This is a genomic window from Streptomyces sp. NPDC001135 (assembly GCF_053598395.1).
Window position 1 is genome coordinate 116,964 of record NZ_JBSFKD010000018.1, and the last position, 15,046, is coordinate 132,009.

Consider the following 15,046-nt stretch of genomic DNA (forward strand, 5'->3'; position numbering starts at 1 on the left):
CCGGCACTGCCCGGCACGCCCCTTCGCCCGGGCGGCTGCCCGCCCGGCACCTTCCTCGCCGGGCCCCGCCCGGCGGCTTCCTCACGGATAACGTTCGCCGAACCCCGTACGGTTCCGCCACAGCTCCTCCTGCACCCCGAGCCGTTCACGCAGCCGGGTCATCCGCGGCAGCTTCGCCCGCTGCTCGCGGGAGACCCGGTCGAGCTCCTCGAGCAGGCGCCGGGTGCGGTGCTCGGTGTTCAGCTCGTCGATGATCCGGGTCGTCTCGGTCAGCACGGCCCCGAGGAGCTGCCAGTTCGTCCAGTCCTTGCCGATCTCCTCGCGCAGCAGCTCGGCCAGCCGGTCCCGGGTGCCGGCCGCCGTGTGCAGCTCGGCCGACAGACGGGCCTCCGCCGACTCGGCGTCCTCGCTGAGATGGGTGGTGACCAGGACCCCGAAGCTGACCACGGCGTCCGCGATCTCCGACAGCAGCTGTTCCACGGTCACCCCGACCCGGGACGGGAACAGGTCCTCGGCCCCGCGGGCCTTCGCCAGGTCGGTGAAGGACCGGGCCAGCACCCGCAGGACCACCGTGCAGATCTCGAGCGTGTCCAGGCCGGTACGCAGCACCACCCGGTGCAGCAGCCCCTCCTTGACGCGCGGATTGAGCCGCAGGCTGTCCTCGGCCTGCCGCAGCGAGGCGTCCACGTGGGCGATGTGCTGGTCCAGCCGGCGGGCCTCGTGCAGCCGTTCGGCCGCCCGCTCCCAGGGGATCCGGCCGGCGGCCTCCTCACCCATGCGCAGCATCAGCTGCCGTATCCGGCGCGCCAGGTCCTCCATCGAGCGGCCCGCCTCGTCCACCCACACCGGGGGTGGGAGCAGCAGGTTGCAGGCCGTCCCGACGACCGCGCCGATCAGCGTCTCCACGATGCGTGCCCACGCGGTGAAGCCCACGGTGGTCACGCCGAGCACCAGCATGGCGCTGATCGCCACCTCGGCCACGTACTCGTCGACCCGCACCAGGTGCCCGACCGCGAGCGAGGCCACGATCAGCAGCGCGAGGCTCCACCAGGTCAGCCCCACCAGCACGCTGAAGGCGATGGCGACCAGCACCCCCGCCACCACCGAGTTCACCCGGCGGATGCCGTTGGTGAGAGTGGCGTAGAAGGTCACCTGGACGACCAGCAGCGCGGTCAGGGGGGCGGTCAGCGGGGCCGGCTCGGGGCTGAGGCGCAGCGCGACGACGTAGGCGATCGTCGCCGCGGTCGCCGACCGCAGTGTCTGGACGACCACCGGTTGCCGACGGCGCTCCAGGAGGCGCAGGAGTCCCGTGGTCCACTTGCGTACGTCGTGCATCCCTTGGCCTGTTCCCCTTCCGCGGGCCGGACGAACGTGGTTCGATCGCGGACCGTAGGTGTCCGCAAGGGTGCGTGCAGTGAGTTCAGGGGTGCGGAGGCCGCCGGACCGAGAGGCCTTCGCGAGGCCGTCGAGACGTTACGGGAGGGGTCGGCATGGGGGAGAACCGCGGCGGCGGGAAGCCGGAGGGCATCGCGCTGCTCCAGCAGGCGCACGCCTATCTGCGCGAGGTGGTCGCCGAGGTGCCGGAGGAGGCCTGGGGCGGGCCGACCCCGTGCTCCGAGTGGACCGTCCGGCAGGTGCTCAACCACGCGCGGATCGACCAGCACGCGTACGGTCTTGCGCTGGTCGCCGACCGGCCCGGCGAGGACTCGTTCCAGCCGGCCGACGCCCTCCACGGCGATCCGGTGGCCGAGCTGGACAAGGTCCTGGACGCCGTGGCCGACGCCTACGCGCAGCTGCCCGCCGACGCGGAGTCCGTGCCGACGCCGCTGGGCCCGCTGCCCCTGCCGCTGGCCGCCGGCGCGGGTGCGCTGGACGCCGCCGTGCACGCCTGGGACATCGCCGTCGCCACAGGGCAGAACCGGCCGCTCGCACCGGCGCTGGCCGCGGGCCTGCGGCCGGCCGCCGACCACCTGGTGCCGGGACTGCGCGAGTACGGCGTCTTCGCACCGGCCCTCCCGTCCGACGATCCCCTGGACGAGGCAGCGGCCCTGCTCGCCTTCCTCGGCCGGGACCCACGGTGGACGCCTGAGCTCACCTGACCTCGGGCCCGGGCAACCCTGCGCGGCGAATCGGGGTGGGATCCCGGGCGACCTACGTGGCGACCTGTCGGTGGCTGAGGTCCGCTGACCGTGCGGCCCCGTGCGGGTCCCGGCGTCGGGGCCGGGTGGGCCCGCGGGCAGCCGTCCGCGGCGACCGGGAGGGGGGCGCCCCCCACTGTTCCGACCGGGTGGGACACCGGGCAGCCCCCGAGCCCGCAGGGGGGTGCCCGGAGCCGTGGAGCGGTGGGCAGCCGCATGGTCCGGGCCGGCGCCGGCCCGGCAGCCTGGAGCCATGACACGGCATCGGCTCACCACCGTCCTGGCCCTGCTGACAGGTCTTTTCGCGGCCGGGGCGGGCTTACCCGCGACCGCCGCCCCGCCCACGCCCGCCACGGCCCGGACGAGCGTCCCCGCGACCGGCGAAGGCCCGGTCGTCTCCGCCCTCGACCGCGCCGCCCACCCGCTCCGCACGGTCGAACCCGGCGGTCCCGACCGCGACCTCGGCGCCCTGGACCGGATGATCGGCGCCGCCGGGGTGGTGGGACTCGGCGAGGCCACGCACAGTTCGCACGAGTTCTTCGCCCTCAAGGACCGGGTGTTCCGGCATCTGGTCGAGAGGAAGGGCTTCCGCACCTTCGCGCTGGAGGCCCCCTGGAGCACCGGGCGGCGGCTGGACGACTACGTGGTGCACGGCACGGGTGATCCCCGGCGGATCATGCGCGAGGAGTTCCAGCGGGACTACCTGTGGTGGAACAACACCGACTATCTGCGCCTCGTGGAGTGGATGCGCGCCTACAACGTCCGCCACCCCGCCGACCCCGTCCGCTTCCTCGGCGACGACATCGGCTGGGCCGGGCCCGAGGTCTACGACACGGTCACGGACTATGTGGCCCGCACCCACCCCGACGCCTCGGCCCAGCTTGCCGCGTCGTACCGCGGGCTGCGGCCGGCCGTGGCCACGGGCCCGTACATCGAGCACTACCTGCACACGCCGTACCCCGAGCGCAAGGAGATGGCCCACCGCACGGGTCGTGCGCTGGAGCTGCTGAGGCGGCTCGGGCCGGGCACGGACCGGGCGGCGTACGAGGAGGCCGTGCGCAGCGCCACCGCGGTGGACCAGGTCGCCCGCCAGTACGCCTACGACTTCGGCGACCCCGCCCAGCTGGCCGCCGGCATGCGCTACCGCGACGCGACGATGGCCGCGAACGTGGCGCGGTGGCACCGGCGCACCGGCGGCAAGGTACTGCTGTCCGCGCACGACGCCCATGTCGGGTACGTGCCGCAGCAGCCCGCCCAGTACCCGAAGATGCAGGGCGCCTTCCTGCGTGACCGCCTCGGTGCCGGTTATGTGAGCGTGGGCCTGACCTTCGACCGGGGCTCCTTCAACGCCACCGGCACGGACGACGCCGTCCACCGCTTCACGCTCGGCCCCGCGGGTCCCGGCACCAACGAGGCCACCCTGGACCGGGTGCGCCTCGGCGACTACCTGGTGGACCTGCGCACACTCCGCTCACCCGCACGCGACTGGCTGGAGCGGGCCCGGCCGACCCGCAGCATCGGCACCGCCTACCCCGACGGCCCCTGGGACATCGCCCTCGCCCGCAGCCACGACGTGCTGGTCCACCTCCATCGCGTCGGGGCGGCACGGCTGCGCGACCGGTAGCCGGCGACCTCCGCGAGATCGCCGCAGCGCTCCGGAGACCGGCGCGCCGCCGGGCCGGCGAGTCGTCGAGGAACAGGGGCGGACCGCCTGCCGGACCGTCAGGCGTACAGCTTGTCGACGAACGCGTACACATGGCCCGTCATACGGGCGATCTGCTCCTCCGTCGTCAGGCTCTCCTCGAACCGGGCCCCGGACTCCGGTACCTTCCTGCCCCGCACGTACAGGGAACACGCCAGGTCGGTGCACATGTACAGGCCGACCGAGTTGCCCTCGCGGCCCGCCGCGCCGGCCTTCCTCGCCGCCATCAGCGAGACCCCGCCACGGGGATGCGTGGTGAGGCACACCGAGCACATGCTGCGGTGCAGGAACCCGCGTGGGGCTGCCTGGAAGCGGAAGGCGACGCCGACCAGCCGGTCGTCCCGTTCGGTGACCAGATAGCTGCGGTCGGGCGCACCCGGGTCCCGCCAGCCGAGGAAGTCCAGGTCGTGCCAAGGGCGTTCACCGAGATCCCGGGGAACCGTCAGCCGTTTGGCCTCCCCCTTGGAGCAGTTGACAAAGGAGTTGCGGATGTCCTGCTCGGTGAGAGATCTCATGGCGGGAGTCCTTCCGGGTGCGTCGGCGTAACCTAGGGGGTCTAGGTTCACGGCTAGCGTAGATAGCCGTGGGCAGGGTGGGCCAATGGATTTCGGGCCGGTGCACTGCCACCGTGTGCCCGGCCCCGTGCCGGCCTGTTCCGAGGAGGCCGGTGCGCCTTCACCCCGTGTGCGTCGGTTTCGGCTCCGGAGGCCATACGCCGGGCGTGAGGACGCCCAGGGCGTAGGCGCGGGCGACCAGTTCGGTGCGGTTGGCGGCGTTCCAGCGGGTCGACAGGCGGCGCAGGTGGTAGGCGACGCCGTCCTTGCTGAGGCCGAGTTCCCGGGCGGCGCCGGCGGTGGTGGCGCCGCCCGCCAGCAGGGCCAGCACCCGGCCCTCCACCGGCGTGACGCGCACGGGCTCCGGCCCGGCCGGCGCGCACTCGCCCCGCACCCGCAGCATCACCAGCAGGGCCGGTGTCTCGTCCACGCTGTCGCTGACCGGATCGGCCGTCAGTTCCCCGAACCGCTCGCTCCCGCCGGGCGCCCCCCAGCGCACCGACACCTGGTAGCGCGAGCGGTGGCGCAGCCGCAGCGCCTCGGCGATCCGCTCCACCTGCGTGGCCTCCTGCGGCCGGAACAGCTCCAGCACGTCCCGGCCCCGCAGCCGCCCGGGCGTCGTACCGCACTCGGCCGCCATCGCGGGGTTGGCCAGCACCACCCGGCCGTGGACATCGCACACCGCGACCGGCACCGACACCCGGTCGAAGAGCGTCAGGGCCCGGTTGCGCCACACGACCCCGTCGGCCCGCCCCGCATCCACACCTACCTCCCGAAGTGCCCGGACAGCCCCTCATCCAAGACGGAGATCCAGGTCAGCGGCAAATCCGACGGTCCGTGAGCGCGTGTCCCAGAGCCCCTGGTCCGACGTCGGCGCAAGCCCCGTGACCGATTTTTGACTACACGATCGTGTAGTGCGGTGGCCCGCGCACACCCAGCCGGTCGACCACCCTGGAACCCGGTACTCGGTTACCGCGAGTACTCCGTTACCGCGAAAGGCAGTTGCCGCGCCATGCCCCCCACCGCAGTGCACCCCGACCCCGCCGGTACCCTGCCCGGCGTCCCCGTCGCCGACATCACCGCCACCGGTCCCGGCCGTACTCCCCTGCAGCAGGTGATGGGCCTGATGCGCACCCATGGTCCGGTGCTGGTGCGCCGGCTGCACGGCCGGGACGTGCTGTTCGTCGCCGACGCCGGCCTGGTCGAGGACCTCGCCGACGAGGAGCGGTTCGCCAAGCACGTCGGCCCCGCGCTGGAGAACGTCCGCTCCTTCGCCGCCGACGGCCTGTTCACGGCCTACAACGACGAGCCCAACTGGGCCAAGGCGCACGACATCCTGATGCCCGCCTTCGCGCTCGGTTCCCTGCGCACCTACCACCCGGTCATGCTCAAGGTGGCCCGCCGGCTCATCGACTCCTGGGACCGCGCGGCACGCGACGGGCGCCCCGTCGACGTGCCCGACGACATGACCCGCATGACCCTCGACACCATCGGGCTGGCCGGCTTCGGCTACGACTTCGGCTCCTTCGGGCGCACCGAGCCGCACCCCTTCGTGGAGGCGATGGTCCGCTGCCTGGAGTGGAGCATGAACCAGCTGGCCCGCACCCCGGGCCAGGACCACTCCGCGGCCGACGCGGCCTTCCGGACGGACGCCGACCACCTCGCCCGGGTCGTGGACGACGTCATCGCCTCCCGCACCGGCACCGACCAGAGCGGCGCCGAGGACCTGCTCGGGCTGATGCTCAGCGCCCCGCACCCCGCCGACGGCACCACCCTGGACGCCGCCAACATCCGCAACCAGGTCATCACCTTCCTGATCGCCGGCCACGAGACGACCTCCGGCGCGATGTCCTTCGCCCTGTACTACCTCGCCCAGCACCCCGCCGTGCTCCGGCTGGTGCAGCGCGAGGCCGACGCGCTGTGGGGCGATGCGGCCGACCCCGAGCCGTCGTACGACGACATCGGACGGCTCACCTACACCCGCCAGGTCCTCAACGAGGCGCTCAGGCTGTGGCCGACGGCCGCCGCCTTCAGCCGGCACGCCCGTGAGGACACCCTGCTCGGCGGCCGGATCCCGCTCGCCGCCGGCCAGGCCGTCACCGTGCTCACCCCGATGCTGCACCGGCAGCCCGTGTGGGGCGACAACCCCGAGCTGTTCGACCCCGAGCGGTTCAGCGCCGAGGCGGAGGCGGCCCGCCCGGTGCACGCCTTCAAGCCCTTCGGCACCGGTGAACGCGCGTGCATCGGGCGGCAGTTCGCACTGCACGAGGCGACCATGCTGCTCGCCATGCTGGTGCACCGCTACCGACTGCACGATCACGCCGGCTACCGGCTCACCGTGAAGGAGACCCTCACCCTCAAGCCCGAGGGCTTCACCCTCACCCTCACCCCCCGCACCCCCGCCGACCGCGTCCACGCCCCGCTGCCCGGCACCCTCCCCGCGCAGGACGGCCTGACGTCCGCCCCGGACACGCTCCCCTCCCGGGTCCGCCCCGGCACGAGCGTCCTCTTCCTGCACGGCAGCAACTACGGCACCTGCCGCGCCTTCGCCGCCCAGCTCGCCGACGAGGCCGCCGCCGTGGGCTGCGCCACCGAGGTCGCCGCCCTGGACGCCTACGCGGACGGACTGCCCACCGACCGGGCCGTCGTCATCACCGCCGCCTCGTACAACGGCCGCCCCACCGACGACGCCGCCGCCTTCACCGCATGGCTCGACGGCACGCCCGACCTGACCGGCGTCACCTACGCCGTCCTCGGCGTCGGCGACCGCAACTGGGCCGCCACCTACCAGCACGTCCCCACCCGCATCGACACCCGCCTCGCCGAACTCGGCGCCACCCGCCTGACCGACCGCGCCGCGGCCGACGCCTCCGGCGATCTCACCGGCGCCGTCCGGCAGTTCACGGCCGGGCTGCGCACCGCGCTCCTGACCGAGTACGGCGACCCGGACGCCACCGACGGCACGGCCGGCGAACCCGCCCACGCCTACGAGGTGCGCACGCTGAGCGGTGGCCCGCTGGACGCCCTCGCCGAGCGGCACGAACTGGTCCCGATGGCCGTGGCCGAGGCGTACGACCTGACCGCGCCGGGCCACCCGCGCACCAAGCGGTTCCTGCGCATCGCGCTGCCCGACGGCGTCACCTACCGCACCGCCGACCACCTGACCGTCCTGCCGGCCAACGCCCCTGACCTGGTGGACCGCGCCGTCGCCGCGTTCGGCCTCGACCCCGACGCCGTCCTGGACATCTCCGCCACCCGCCCGCGCCGATGGGGGTCCCCCCGCGCGAGCGGAGCCGAGCGTGGGGGAGCCCTCGCCGTGGACCGCCCGCTCACGGTACGGCAACTGCTGACCCACCACGTCGAGTTGCAGGAGCGGCCGACCCCCCGGCAGCTGACCCTGCTCGCCGAGGCCAACCCGTGCCCGCCCGAGCGCGCCGCCCTCGCCGCCCTGACCGGCGACGACCCGCGCACGCTGGTGGAGTTGGCCGAGGACCACCCCGCCGTGCGCGGTGCGCTGGACTGGCCGCTCCTGCTCGACCTGCTGACCCCGCTGCGGCCCCGTCACTACTCGGTGTCCTCCTCGCCGGCCGTCGACGCCGGGCACGTCGACCTCATGGTCTCCGTACTCGACGCGCCCGCCCGCTCCGGCCGGGGCCGCTACCGAGGCGTCGGCTCCGGCCACCTCGCCTCCGTCCGGCCGGGCGACACCGTGTACGCCCGCGTCCAGCCGTGCCGCGAGGCCTTCCGGATCGATGACTCGGCACCCGTGGTGATGGTCGCGGCCGGCACCGTACTCGCCCCGTTCCGCGGCGCCGTCGCCGACCGCGCCGCGGCCCGCACCGCGGGCACCGACCTCCCTCCCGCCCTGCTGTACTTCGGCTGCGACGCCCCGGACGCCGACTTCCTGCACGCCGGGGAACTGCGGGACGCGGAGGCGCTGGGCGCGGTCTCGCTGCGCCCGGCCTTCAGCGCCGCCCCCGAGAACGGCGCCGCCTTCGTGCAGCACCGCATCGCCGCCGAGGCCGACGAGATCTGGGAGCTGCTGAACGCCGGCGCCCGGGTGTACGTCTGCGGCGACGGCGCCCGGATGGCTCCCGGCGTCCGCGAGGCGTTCCGCACGCTGTACCGGGACCGCGTTCCCGGCGCCGGTCCGGCTGACGCCGGGCAGTGGCTCGACGCGTTGGTCGCGGAGGGGCGTTACGTGGAGGACGTGTACGCGGCGGGCTGAGCCGGGGGTGCGGGGAGCGCCGTCGGGCCGAGGGCTCGTGTCGCGGGCCGCGGGCACGTCGTGGTCGCTCGCGGGTCCCCGCGCCCCGTCGGGTTGCCTCCGCTTAGCTCAGATCGTGAACTAAGGGTCGGGAGAATGGCGCCCACCGCCTGCCCGAAGGAGTATGTTGCAGGTCGGACACGGTTCGTGAAGGGAGCCTCATGGCGGAGCGCAACGGGCGCACGGTACGCGACCTCAGGCGGGGCAACCGGACGGCCGTGCTGCGGAAGCTGTACTTCGACGGCCCCCTCAGCCGGTTCGAGCTGGGTCCGGCGACCGGCCTGAGCAGCGGCTCGGTCAGCAACGTGGTCGCCGACCTGATCACGGACCGCCTGCTCGAGGAGGCCGGCAGCGTCGAATCCGACGGGGGCCGGCCCCGCACCCTGCTGCGCGTCGCCCCGGACAGCGGCCGGATGATCGGCGTCGACGTCGGCGAAACCAGGGTCCGCGTCGAGCTGTTCGACCTGGCCCTGACCGAACTCGCCCGCGCCGAACGCAGGTTGACCCCGCAGAGGTGCTACGACGGCGAGGTGATCGCCGGCCACATCCGGGACGGCGTCGCCGAGGTCCTCGGCGCCGAACAGGCCGCGCCCGAGCGGCTGCTCGGTGTCGGCGTCGGCGTGCCCGGCATCGTCGAGCACACCCCGGACCAGGGGGCCGTCGTCCACGGCCAGACCATCGGCTGGGACGCGGTCCCGCTGGAGCGGCTGCTCCGCTCGGCCTCCCCACTCCCCGACGAGGTCCCGTACTTCATCGACAACGGCGCCAAGACCCTGGGCCAGGCCGAGATGTGGTTCGGCGCCGGCCGCGGCGCCCGCAACGCCGTGGTCGTGCTCTTCGGCTCAGGCGTCGGCGCCTGCGTGGTCACCCCGGAGGTGGAGCACGGGCGCGCCGTCGAATGGGGGCACCTGACGGTACGGGTGCGCGGGCGCCGCTGCCGCTGCGGCGCGCCGGGCTGCCTAGAGGCCTACGCGGGCGCCGAGTCGCTGCTCGCCCGCTGGCGGGAGGAGGGCGGCCGGCCCCCCGAGGGCACCGACGAGGAGACCGCGCTCACCGCGATGCTCGCCGCCGCCTACCCGCCCGAGGGCACCGAGCCCGACCCGGTGGCGCTGGCCGTCCTGGAGGAGACCGCCGAGTACCTCGGTGCCGGCCTGGCCGACCTGATCAACCTCTTCCAGCCCGAGCGGATCCTCATCGGCGGCTGGGCCGGGCTGCAGCTCGGCCCCCGCCTCCTGCCCGCCGTACGGCGCCACGCGACGACGTACGCGCTGCGCCATCCGGCCGACCGGGTGACCATCGACCTCGGGCGGCTCGGCCCGGACGCGGTCACCGTCGGCGCGGCGATCCTGCCACTGGCCGAGTTCTTCGCGAGCGGCGGCCGACGCCCGGAACCGGTCACCGAGGCCCGCCTGCCGGCGTGGCGCGCGGCGCTCCGGGAGCGGACGCCGCGCTGACGGGTTCAGTGCCTCTCCCCACGGACACGACCGCAGGTGCGGACAGAACCCCCTAGGTGTTCGCGCCACGCGCGCTCACCCGCCGGCGGTCGAGGCTGCCTGACCACCCGGCCCGGGGTCGGGCACCACCGTGGCCGACTCCCGCCGAAGACCGTGACCTCCGCGCCGGCGCCGCCGATACCGGCGGGGCCCGGCCACTTCCTGCGGCCGGGGCTTCCCGATGTCAGCGCCTTCCCCGCCCGGGCCTGGCTCGCCGCGACACGCAGGGTGGTCGCAGGCTCCCACTCGACGGTGCTCGGCGCCGGAGACCCGACGCAAGGCCGGATCACTGGCCGCCCGCACACGAGGTCCTCTCGCTGTGCGCCCGGCGGGGACTCGCCCCGCGATGACGAAGGACCGCCCCGCGGGACCTCTGCGGGCCGGGCACCCCGTCGAGCACCGTTCCCCGCCGCTCAGTCCGACGGTTCGTCCGGTGACGGGTGTTCGGGGTGGGCCGTGTCCGGGTGGGGCGCGCCGCGGGGACCCGAGCCGGCCTCGTCCGTGTCGGGGACGTCGTCGGCCGTGTCCTCCGCACCCGGCCGGTCCGGCGCGACCTCCCACGGGTCCTCGCCGGCGCCCGCCTGCTGGTCGGGCATGTCCCTCGGGACCGGGCCCCTGTCGTGACCCGGATCGGTCTCCCGTTGTGCGGCCATGGCGTTCTCCCTCGGACGTGGGCGTACGGCGCGTCAGCCGACCTTGCGCCCGCGCATCGGCTCGGTCTCCATCCCCCCGCCCTTCTGCAGGCCGTCGAGGAACTCCTGCAGCACCTCCGTCGCCGTGCGCCGCGGCTGCCAGCCCAGCTCGGTGTGTGCCCGGCCGCAGTCCATCAGCGGCAGCCGGAGCACCGCGTCGAACAGGTGCGGCGAGGCAGGCAGCAGGTGCAGCCCCCAGGCCGCGGCGATCGCCGACCGGGCCGCCGCGCGCGGCAGCCGTACCGGGCGGCTGCCGAGCAGCTCGCCGAGCACACCGGCGTCGAGCGGCGGATCCGCCGCGAGGTTGAAGGCACCCCGGGCGCTGTCCGAGGCCACCGCGAGCCGGTAGGCCTCCGCGGCGTCGTCCGTGTGCAGGGCCTGCACCCTGAGCCCGGGGACGTCCGGCAGGAACGGCATCAGCTCGGGGCGGGCCAGCGGACCCGGCAGGAAACGCCCGCCGAAGATACGGCGCTGTTCACTGGCGGACTGCCACTTGAACAGGAACGCCGGGCGCATGCGCACCACCCGCACCTCGGGATGGTCCCGCTCGAACACGTCCAGCGTGCGCTCCAGATAGGCCTTCTCGCGGCAGTACGCGGCGTCGGGCCAGCCGTGCGTCGGCCAGGACTCGTCCACCGCACGGTCCTTCGGGCCCGGCGAGTACGCGCCCACGGAGGAGGCGTGCACCAGCACCGGCACCCGTGCCGCGGCGACCGCCTCGAACACCCGGATACCGCCGAGTACGTTGGTCCGCCAGGTGGCCGCCGGATCGTGTGTCGGCTGGAACGCCCACGCCAGATGCACCACCGCGTCCGCGCCCTCGAACCGTTCCGCGAGGTTCGCCTGGTCGGCGGCGATGTCCACCGCGGACCACTCGGTCTTCGGCGGCGACCACTCGGGCGTACGCCGGGCCAGTCCGCGCACCGACCTGATCCCGGCGTCCTCCGAGAGCAGCCGCACCACACTCGTGCCGACATTGCCGGTGGCACCCGTCACGACGACCCTGCTGCCCGCTGCGCTGCTCACCTCAGGCTCCTCTCGGCCCACGTTTCGGCGGACGGCCGGGTACCCGGGCCCGGGCGCGCGCACACCCCGGCATGACGCGACAGGTAATCGACCCCTGCGCACCCTCCCGGGAGGATCGAGGACGTCAGCGCGACCGAGCCGCGTCGCACCCGGTCCACCGCCCGAGGAGGCACCCATGCCGTACTTCGAGAGCCCCGTCGACGGTACCCGTCTGCACTACGTCGACCACGGTCCCGCCAACGGGCCCGTCGCCGTCTTCGTCGCCAGTGCGTACGTGGGCCACGAAATGTGGGAGTACCAGATGCTGCCCCTCGCGGAGGCCGGTTTCCGTTGCGTCGCGCTGGACCGGCGCGGCCACGGCCGCTCCGACGACACCTGGTCGGGCTACGACCTCGACACCCTCGCCGACGACCTGAACGGTCTGCTCGACCACCTCGACGTGCGCGGGGTCACGCTGATCGGCCACTCGGTCGGCAGCGGCGAGGTGGTCCGCTGCGTGACCCGGCACGGTCTCGCCCGCGTGGCCCGTGTCGCCCTCGTCGCGGGAGTCACCCCGGGGGTCGTCCGCTCGCCGGGCACCCCGGACGGTGTGGACCCGGAGGCCGTGCGGGCCGACGACGAGGTGTTCCGGCGGGACCGGGCCGCGTACTTCACCGCTCTGGCCGACGACTTCTTCGCCGCCCACCTGCCCGGCAACCAGATGTCCCCGCCCTACGTCCGCTACCTGATCGACCGTTGCCTGAGCGCCACCCCGCGGGCCGCGAACGGCGTCCGGGCCGTGGTGGCCTCGCTCGACCTGACCGAGGAGCTGCCGGCGCTGGATCTCCCGGTGCTGGTGGTGCACGGTACCCACGACACCTCCGCGCCGCTCGCGCTCACCGGTGAGCGCGTGGCCCGGCTGGTGCCCGACGGCGCCCTGAAGGTGTACGAGAACGGCGGGCACGGCCTGTTCGCCACGCACGCCGCCCGGCTCACGGCCGACCTGCGGGAGTTCGTCGAGGCCGGGGCCGTACGGGCCGCCGGTACGGTCGGTGCCGCGGCGGCCGGCCGCTGATCGCGCAAGGGCCCCGGCCGTGACGGGGGAATCACGACCGGGGCGGTCAGGTGGTGGGCACGGACGGTGGTCGCCTCTCGGCGAAAGGCTCCACAGGGCTTCAGCCGAACGATCGTCCCTGTGGGCAAAGGGTGAGGCCCGGGGACACTGTCCCATCCGTACCCAGAGCTAGTTCAATGGGCAACCACTGTGTGGTGTTCCGGCGTGTCATGTGACCTGCGCCACTCCCTATGATGCTCGGGCCAGCGGACTCCCGTCGAGTCCTTCGAGCAGATCGGCGGGGCCGGCATAGATCGCCCCGGCCCCGGCCTCCTCCAGGTCGGCCCGGGGAATCCCGCCGCACAACACCCCCACACAGCGCACCCCCGCCCTGCTGCCCGCCCGCATGTCCCACACGGTGTCCCCGACGAACACCGCCCGCGAGGCCGGGACGCCGGCCAGCTCCAGGGCGTGTTCCACGGGCTCGGGCGCGGGCTTGCCCTCCCGCACGTCCTCCGCGCTCGCCGTGGCGGCGATCGCCTCGTCTGCGTCGATGGCCCGGCGCAGGGCGCCCAGCTCGGTGCCACTCGCCGACGTGGCGAGGACGACCGTCCAGCCGTCCCGGTGCAGCCGGCGCAGCAGCTCCCCGGCCCCCGGCAGCGCGGGCAGCCGGTCGAAGTACTGGCCGTACAGGGCCGTGTGCGCGGCGCTCAGCTCGCCGTCCCGGTCCGTGTCGCGGCCGTCGCCCAGCAGGTGGGCGATCAGATCCGTGGACCCGAGGCCGACGGCCCGGTGCACCGCGTGCATGGGCACGTCGTGTCCGGCCTGGCGGAAGGCCTCCCACCAGGTGACGACGTGCAGGTGATTGGTGTCGACGAGGGTCCCGTCGACATCGAAGACGGCGGCTCGCTCCATCCCGGCTCCTTCCCTGGCGCCTGCCGGCCACCGGGTACCACGCGGGCGGGTCAGGAACCCGCCACCCGCGCCGGCACCCGCCCCTCCCGTGTCCAGGTCAGCAGCTCGTCGGCGGACCAGGTGGTCACCACCCGCTCGGCCGGCACCCCGCACTCCTCGGCCCGGGCGCAGCCGAGGATCTGCCAGTCCAGCTGGCCGGGCGCGTGCGCGTCGGTGTCCACGGAGAACAGCACCCCCGCGGCCACGGCCCTGCGCAGCAGCCGGCGGGGCGGGTCGAGCCGCTCGGGACGGCTGTTGATCTCCACGGCCGTACCGGACTCGGCGCAGGCGGCGAACACCGCGTCCGCGTCGAACTCCGACTCCGGACGCCCCCGGCCCGTGACCAGCCGCCCGGTGCAGTGCCCGAGCACGTCGGCGTGCGGACTGCGCACGGCGGCCACCATCCGGCGGGTCATCGACCGGGCGTCCATCCGCAGCTTGGAGTGCACGGACACCACGACCACGTCCAGCCGCTCCAGCAGCTCCGGCTCCTGGTCCAGCGAGCCGTCCTCCAGGATGTCGCACTCGATGCCGGTCAGCAGCCGGAACGGCGCCCATCGCGCGTTCAGTTCCGCCACCACCCCCAGCTGCTCGCGCAACCGCTCCGGCGACAGACCGCGGGCCACGGTCAGCCGGGGGGAGTGGTCGGTCAGGACCGTCCACTCGTGCCCGAGAGCGGCCGCCGCCCGCCCCATCTCCTCGATCGGACTTCCCCCGTCGGACCAGTCCGAGTGCGTGTGGCAGTCCCCGCGGACCAACGCCCGCAACCCCGCTCCCGGGCCGGACCGGGACGCCGTACCGGCCTCCTCCTCCAGCTTCCGCAGATACCCCGGCACCTCCCCGGCCAACGCCTCACGGACCACCTGCGCGGTCTTCGGCCCGACCCCCTTGAGCGCCTCCAACGTCCCGCCCGCCGCCCGCTCGGCGATCTCGTCCTCGGGCAGCACGGCCAGCGCCCGGGAGGCGGTACGAAAGGCCTTGACCCGGTAGGTGGGTGCGAGCGACCGCTCCAGCAGGAAGGCGATCCGGTCCAGAGCAGCGACGGGATCCATGCAACCAAGGTGGCACGAGGCGCCTGCAGGGGCGCGGGGAACCGCGCGACGAGCCACGACGCACCCGCGGCCCGCGACGGCCGTCGCCACGCAACCAGAACCCGTTTGCCCACCCCACCCCCGGGTACTGCGGTG

12 protein-coding genes are annotated in these 15,046 nt (G+C 74.2%); 5 read left to right on the forward strand and 7 right to left on the reverse strand.

Annotated features, from left to right (window positions below; all coding sequences use genetic code 11):
- Nucleotides 1–81 precede the first annotated feature (81 nt).
- Nucleotides 82–1,335, reverse strand: coding sequence for an FUSC family protein (locus ACWC94_RS22505; RefSeq protein WP_450798669.1), 1,254 nt, complete (start codon nucleotides 1,333–1,335; stop codon nucleotides 82–84).
- Nucleotides 1,336–1,490: 155 nt separating this feature from the next.
- Here ACWC94_RS22505 and ACWC94_RS22510 point away from each other — a divergent pair, with 155 nt between their 5' ends.
- On the forward strand, nucleotides 1,491–2,099 hold the full coding sequence (locus ACWC94_RS22510; protein ID WP_450798670.1) for a TIGR03086 family metal-binding protein: 609 nt from the start codon (nucleotides 1,491–1,493) through the stop codon (nucleotides 2,097–2,099).
- A gap of 292 nt (nucleotides 2,100–2,391) precedes the next feature.
- Nucleotides 2,392–3,762: an erythromycin esterase family protein gene (locus ACWC94_RS22515; protein WP_450798672.1), complete on the forward strand. Its 1,371-nt coding sequence runs from the start codon at nucleotides 2,392–2,394 to the stop codon at nucleotides 3,760–3,762.
- 98 nt (nucleotides 3,763–3,860) lie between these two features.
- Here ACWC94_RS22515 and ACWC94_RS22520 read toward each other — a convergent pair whose 3' ends face one another.
- Both ACWC94_RS22520 and ACWC94_RS22525 read right to left on the reverse strand, forming a co-directional pair.
- Entirely contained in the window at nucleotides 3,861–4,355 is a 495-nt protein-coding gene (locus tag ACWC94_RS22520; RefSeq protein ID WP_450798673.1) for an FBP domain-containing protein, read from the reverse strand.
- 160 nt (nucleotides 4,356–4,515) lie between these two features.
- Complete coding sequence (locus ACWC94_RS22525; RefSeq protein ID WP_450798674.1) at nucleotides 4,516–5,157, reverse strand: PAS domain-containing protein; 642 nt, start codon at nucleotides 5,155–5,157, stop codon at nucleotides 4,516–4,518.
- Between the two features lie 249 nt (nucleotides 5,158–5,406).
- Between ACWC94_RS22525 and ACWC94_RS22530 the strand changes: the two genes are divergently transcribed.
- Nucleotides 5,407–8,622 carry a cytochrome P450 gene (locus tag ACWC94_RS22530; RefSeq protein WP_450798676.1) on the forward strand — a complete coding sequence of 1,072 codons (3,216 nt, stop codon included), beginning with the start codon at nucleotides 5,407–5,409 and terminating at the stop codon, nucleotides 8,620–8,622.
- 200 nt (nucleotides 8,623–8,822) lie between these two features.
- Nucleotides 8,823–10,115, forward strand: a complete 1,293-nt coding sequence (locus tag ACWC94_RS22535; RefSeq protein WP_450798677.1) for an ROK family protein — start codon at nucleotides 8,823–8,825, stop codon at nucleotides 10,113–10,115.
- Between the two features lie 452 nt (nucleotides 10,116–10,567).
- Here the strand turns inward: ACWC94_RS22535 and ACWC94_RS22540 are convergent, their stop codons facing one another.
- Nucleotides 10,568–10,807: a hypothetical protein gene (locus ACWC94_RS22540; protein ID WP_450798679.1), complete on the reverse strand. Its 240-nt coding sequence runs from the start codon at nucleotides 10,805–10,807 to the stop codon at nucleotides 10,568–10,570.
- Nucleotides 10,808–10,840: 33 nt separating this feature from the next.
- Nucleotides 10,841–11,872: an SDR family oxidoreductase gene (locus tag ACWC94_RS22545; RefSeq protein WP_450798681.1), complete on the reverse strand. Its 1,032-nt coding sequence runs from the start codon at nucleotides 11,870–11,872 to the stop codon at nucleotides 10,841–10,843.
- Between the two features lie 175 nt (nucleotides 11,873–12,047).
- Here ACWC94_RS22545 and ACWC94_RS22550 point away from each other — a divergent pair, with 175 nt between their 5' ends.
- Nucleotides 12,048–12,926 (forward strand): alpha/beta fold hydrolase, encoded by an 879-nt coding sequence (locus tag ACWC94_RS22550; RefSeq protein WP_450798683.1) that lies wholly within the window; start codon nucleotides 12,048–12,050, stop codon nucleotides 12,924–12,926.
- Nucleotides 12,927–13,154: 228 nt separating this feature from the next.
- On the opposite strand, the gene ACWC94_RS22555 is transcribed toward ACWC94_RS22550, so the two are convergent.
- Together ACWC94_RS22555 and ACWC94_RS22560 are read right to left on the reverse strand one after the other, a co-directional pair.
- Nucleotides 13,155–13,820, reverse strand: a complete 666-nt coding sequence (locus ACWC94_RS22555) for an HAD family hydrolase (protein ID WP_450798684.1) — start codon at nucleotides 13,818–13,820, stop codon at nucleotides 13,155–13,157.
- Nucleotides 13,821–13,870: 50 nt separating this feature from the next.
- A complete protein-coding gene (locus tag ACWC94_RS22560; RefSeq protein ID WP_450798685.1) occupies nucleotides 13,871–14,911 on the reverse strand; it encodes a PHP domain-containing protein in 1,041 nt (346 codons plus the stop codon).
- Nucleotides 14,912–15,046 lie beyond the last annotated feature (135 nt).

Bases quoted from the DNA above. Each gene is read 5' to 3' on its own strand.
- ACWC94_RS22520 (WP_450798673.1), bottom strand. From the start codon at position 4,355: ATGAGATCTCTCACCGAGCAGGACATCCGCAACTCCTTTGTCAACTGC.
- ACWC94_RS22530 (WP_450798676.1), top strand. From the start codon at position 5,407: ATGCCCCCCACCGCAGTGCACCCCGACCCCGCCGGTACCCTGCCCGGC.
- ACWC94_RS22540 (WP_450798679.1), bottom strand. From the start codon at position 10,807: ATGGCCGCACAACGGGAGACCGATCCGGGTCACGACAGGGGCCCGGTC.
- ACWC94_RS22505 (WP_450798669.1), bottom strand. From the start codon at position 1,335: ATGCACGACGTACGCAAGTGGACCACGGGACTCCTGCGCCTCCTGGAG.
- ACWC94_RS22510 (WP_450798670.1), top strand. From the start codon at position 1,491: ATGGGGGAGAACCGCGGCGGCGGGAAGCCGGAGGGCATCGCGCTGCTC.
- ACWC94_RS22515 (WP_450798672.1), top strand. From the start codon at position 2,392: ATGACACGGCATCGGCTCACCACCGTCCTGGCCCTGCTGACAGGTCTT.
- ACWC94_RS22555 (WP_450798684.1), bottom strand. From the start codon at position 13,820: ATGGAGCGAGCCGCCGTCTTCGATGTCGACGGGACCCTCGTCGACACC.
- ACWC94_RS22560 (WP_450798685.1), bottom strand. From the start codon at position 14,911: ATGGATCCCGTCGCTGCTCTGGACCGGATCGCCTTCCTGCTGGAGCGG.
- ACWC94_RS22550 (WP_450798683.1), top strand. From the start codon at position 12,048: ATGCCGTACTTCGAGAGCCCCGTCGACGGTACCCGTCTGCACTACGTC.
- ACWC94_RS22535 (WP_450798677.1), top strand. From the start codon at position 8,823: ATGGCGGAGCGCAACGGGCGCACGGTACGCGACCTCAGGCGGGGCAAC.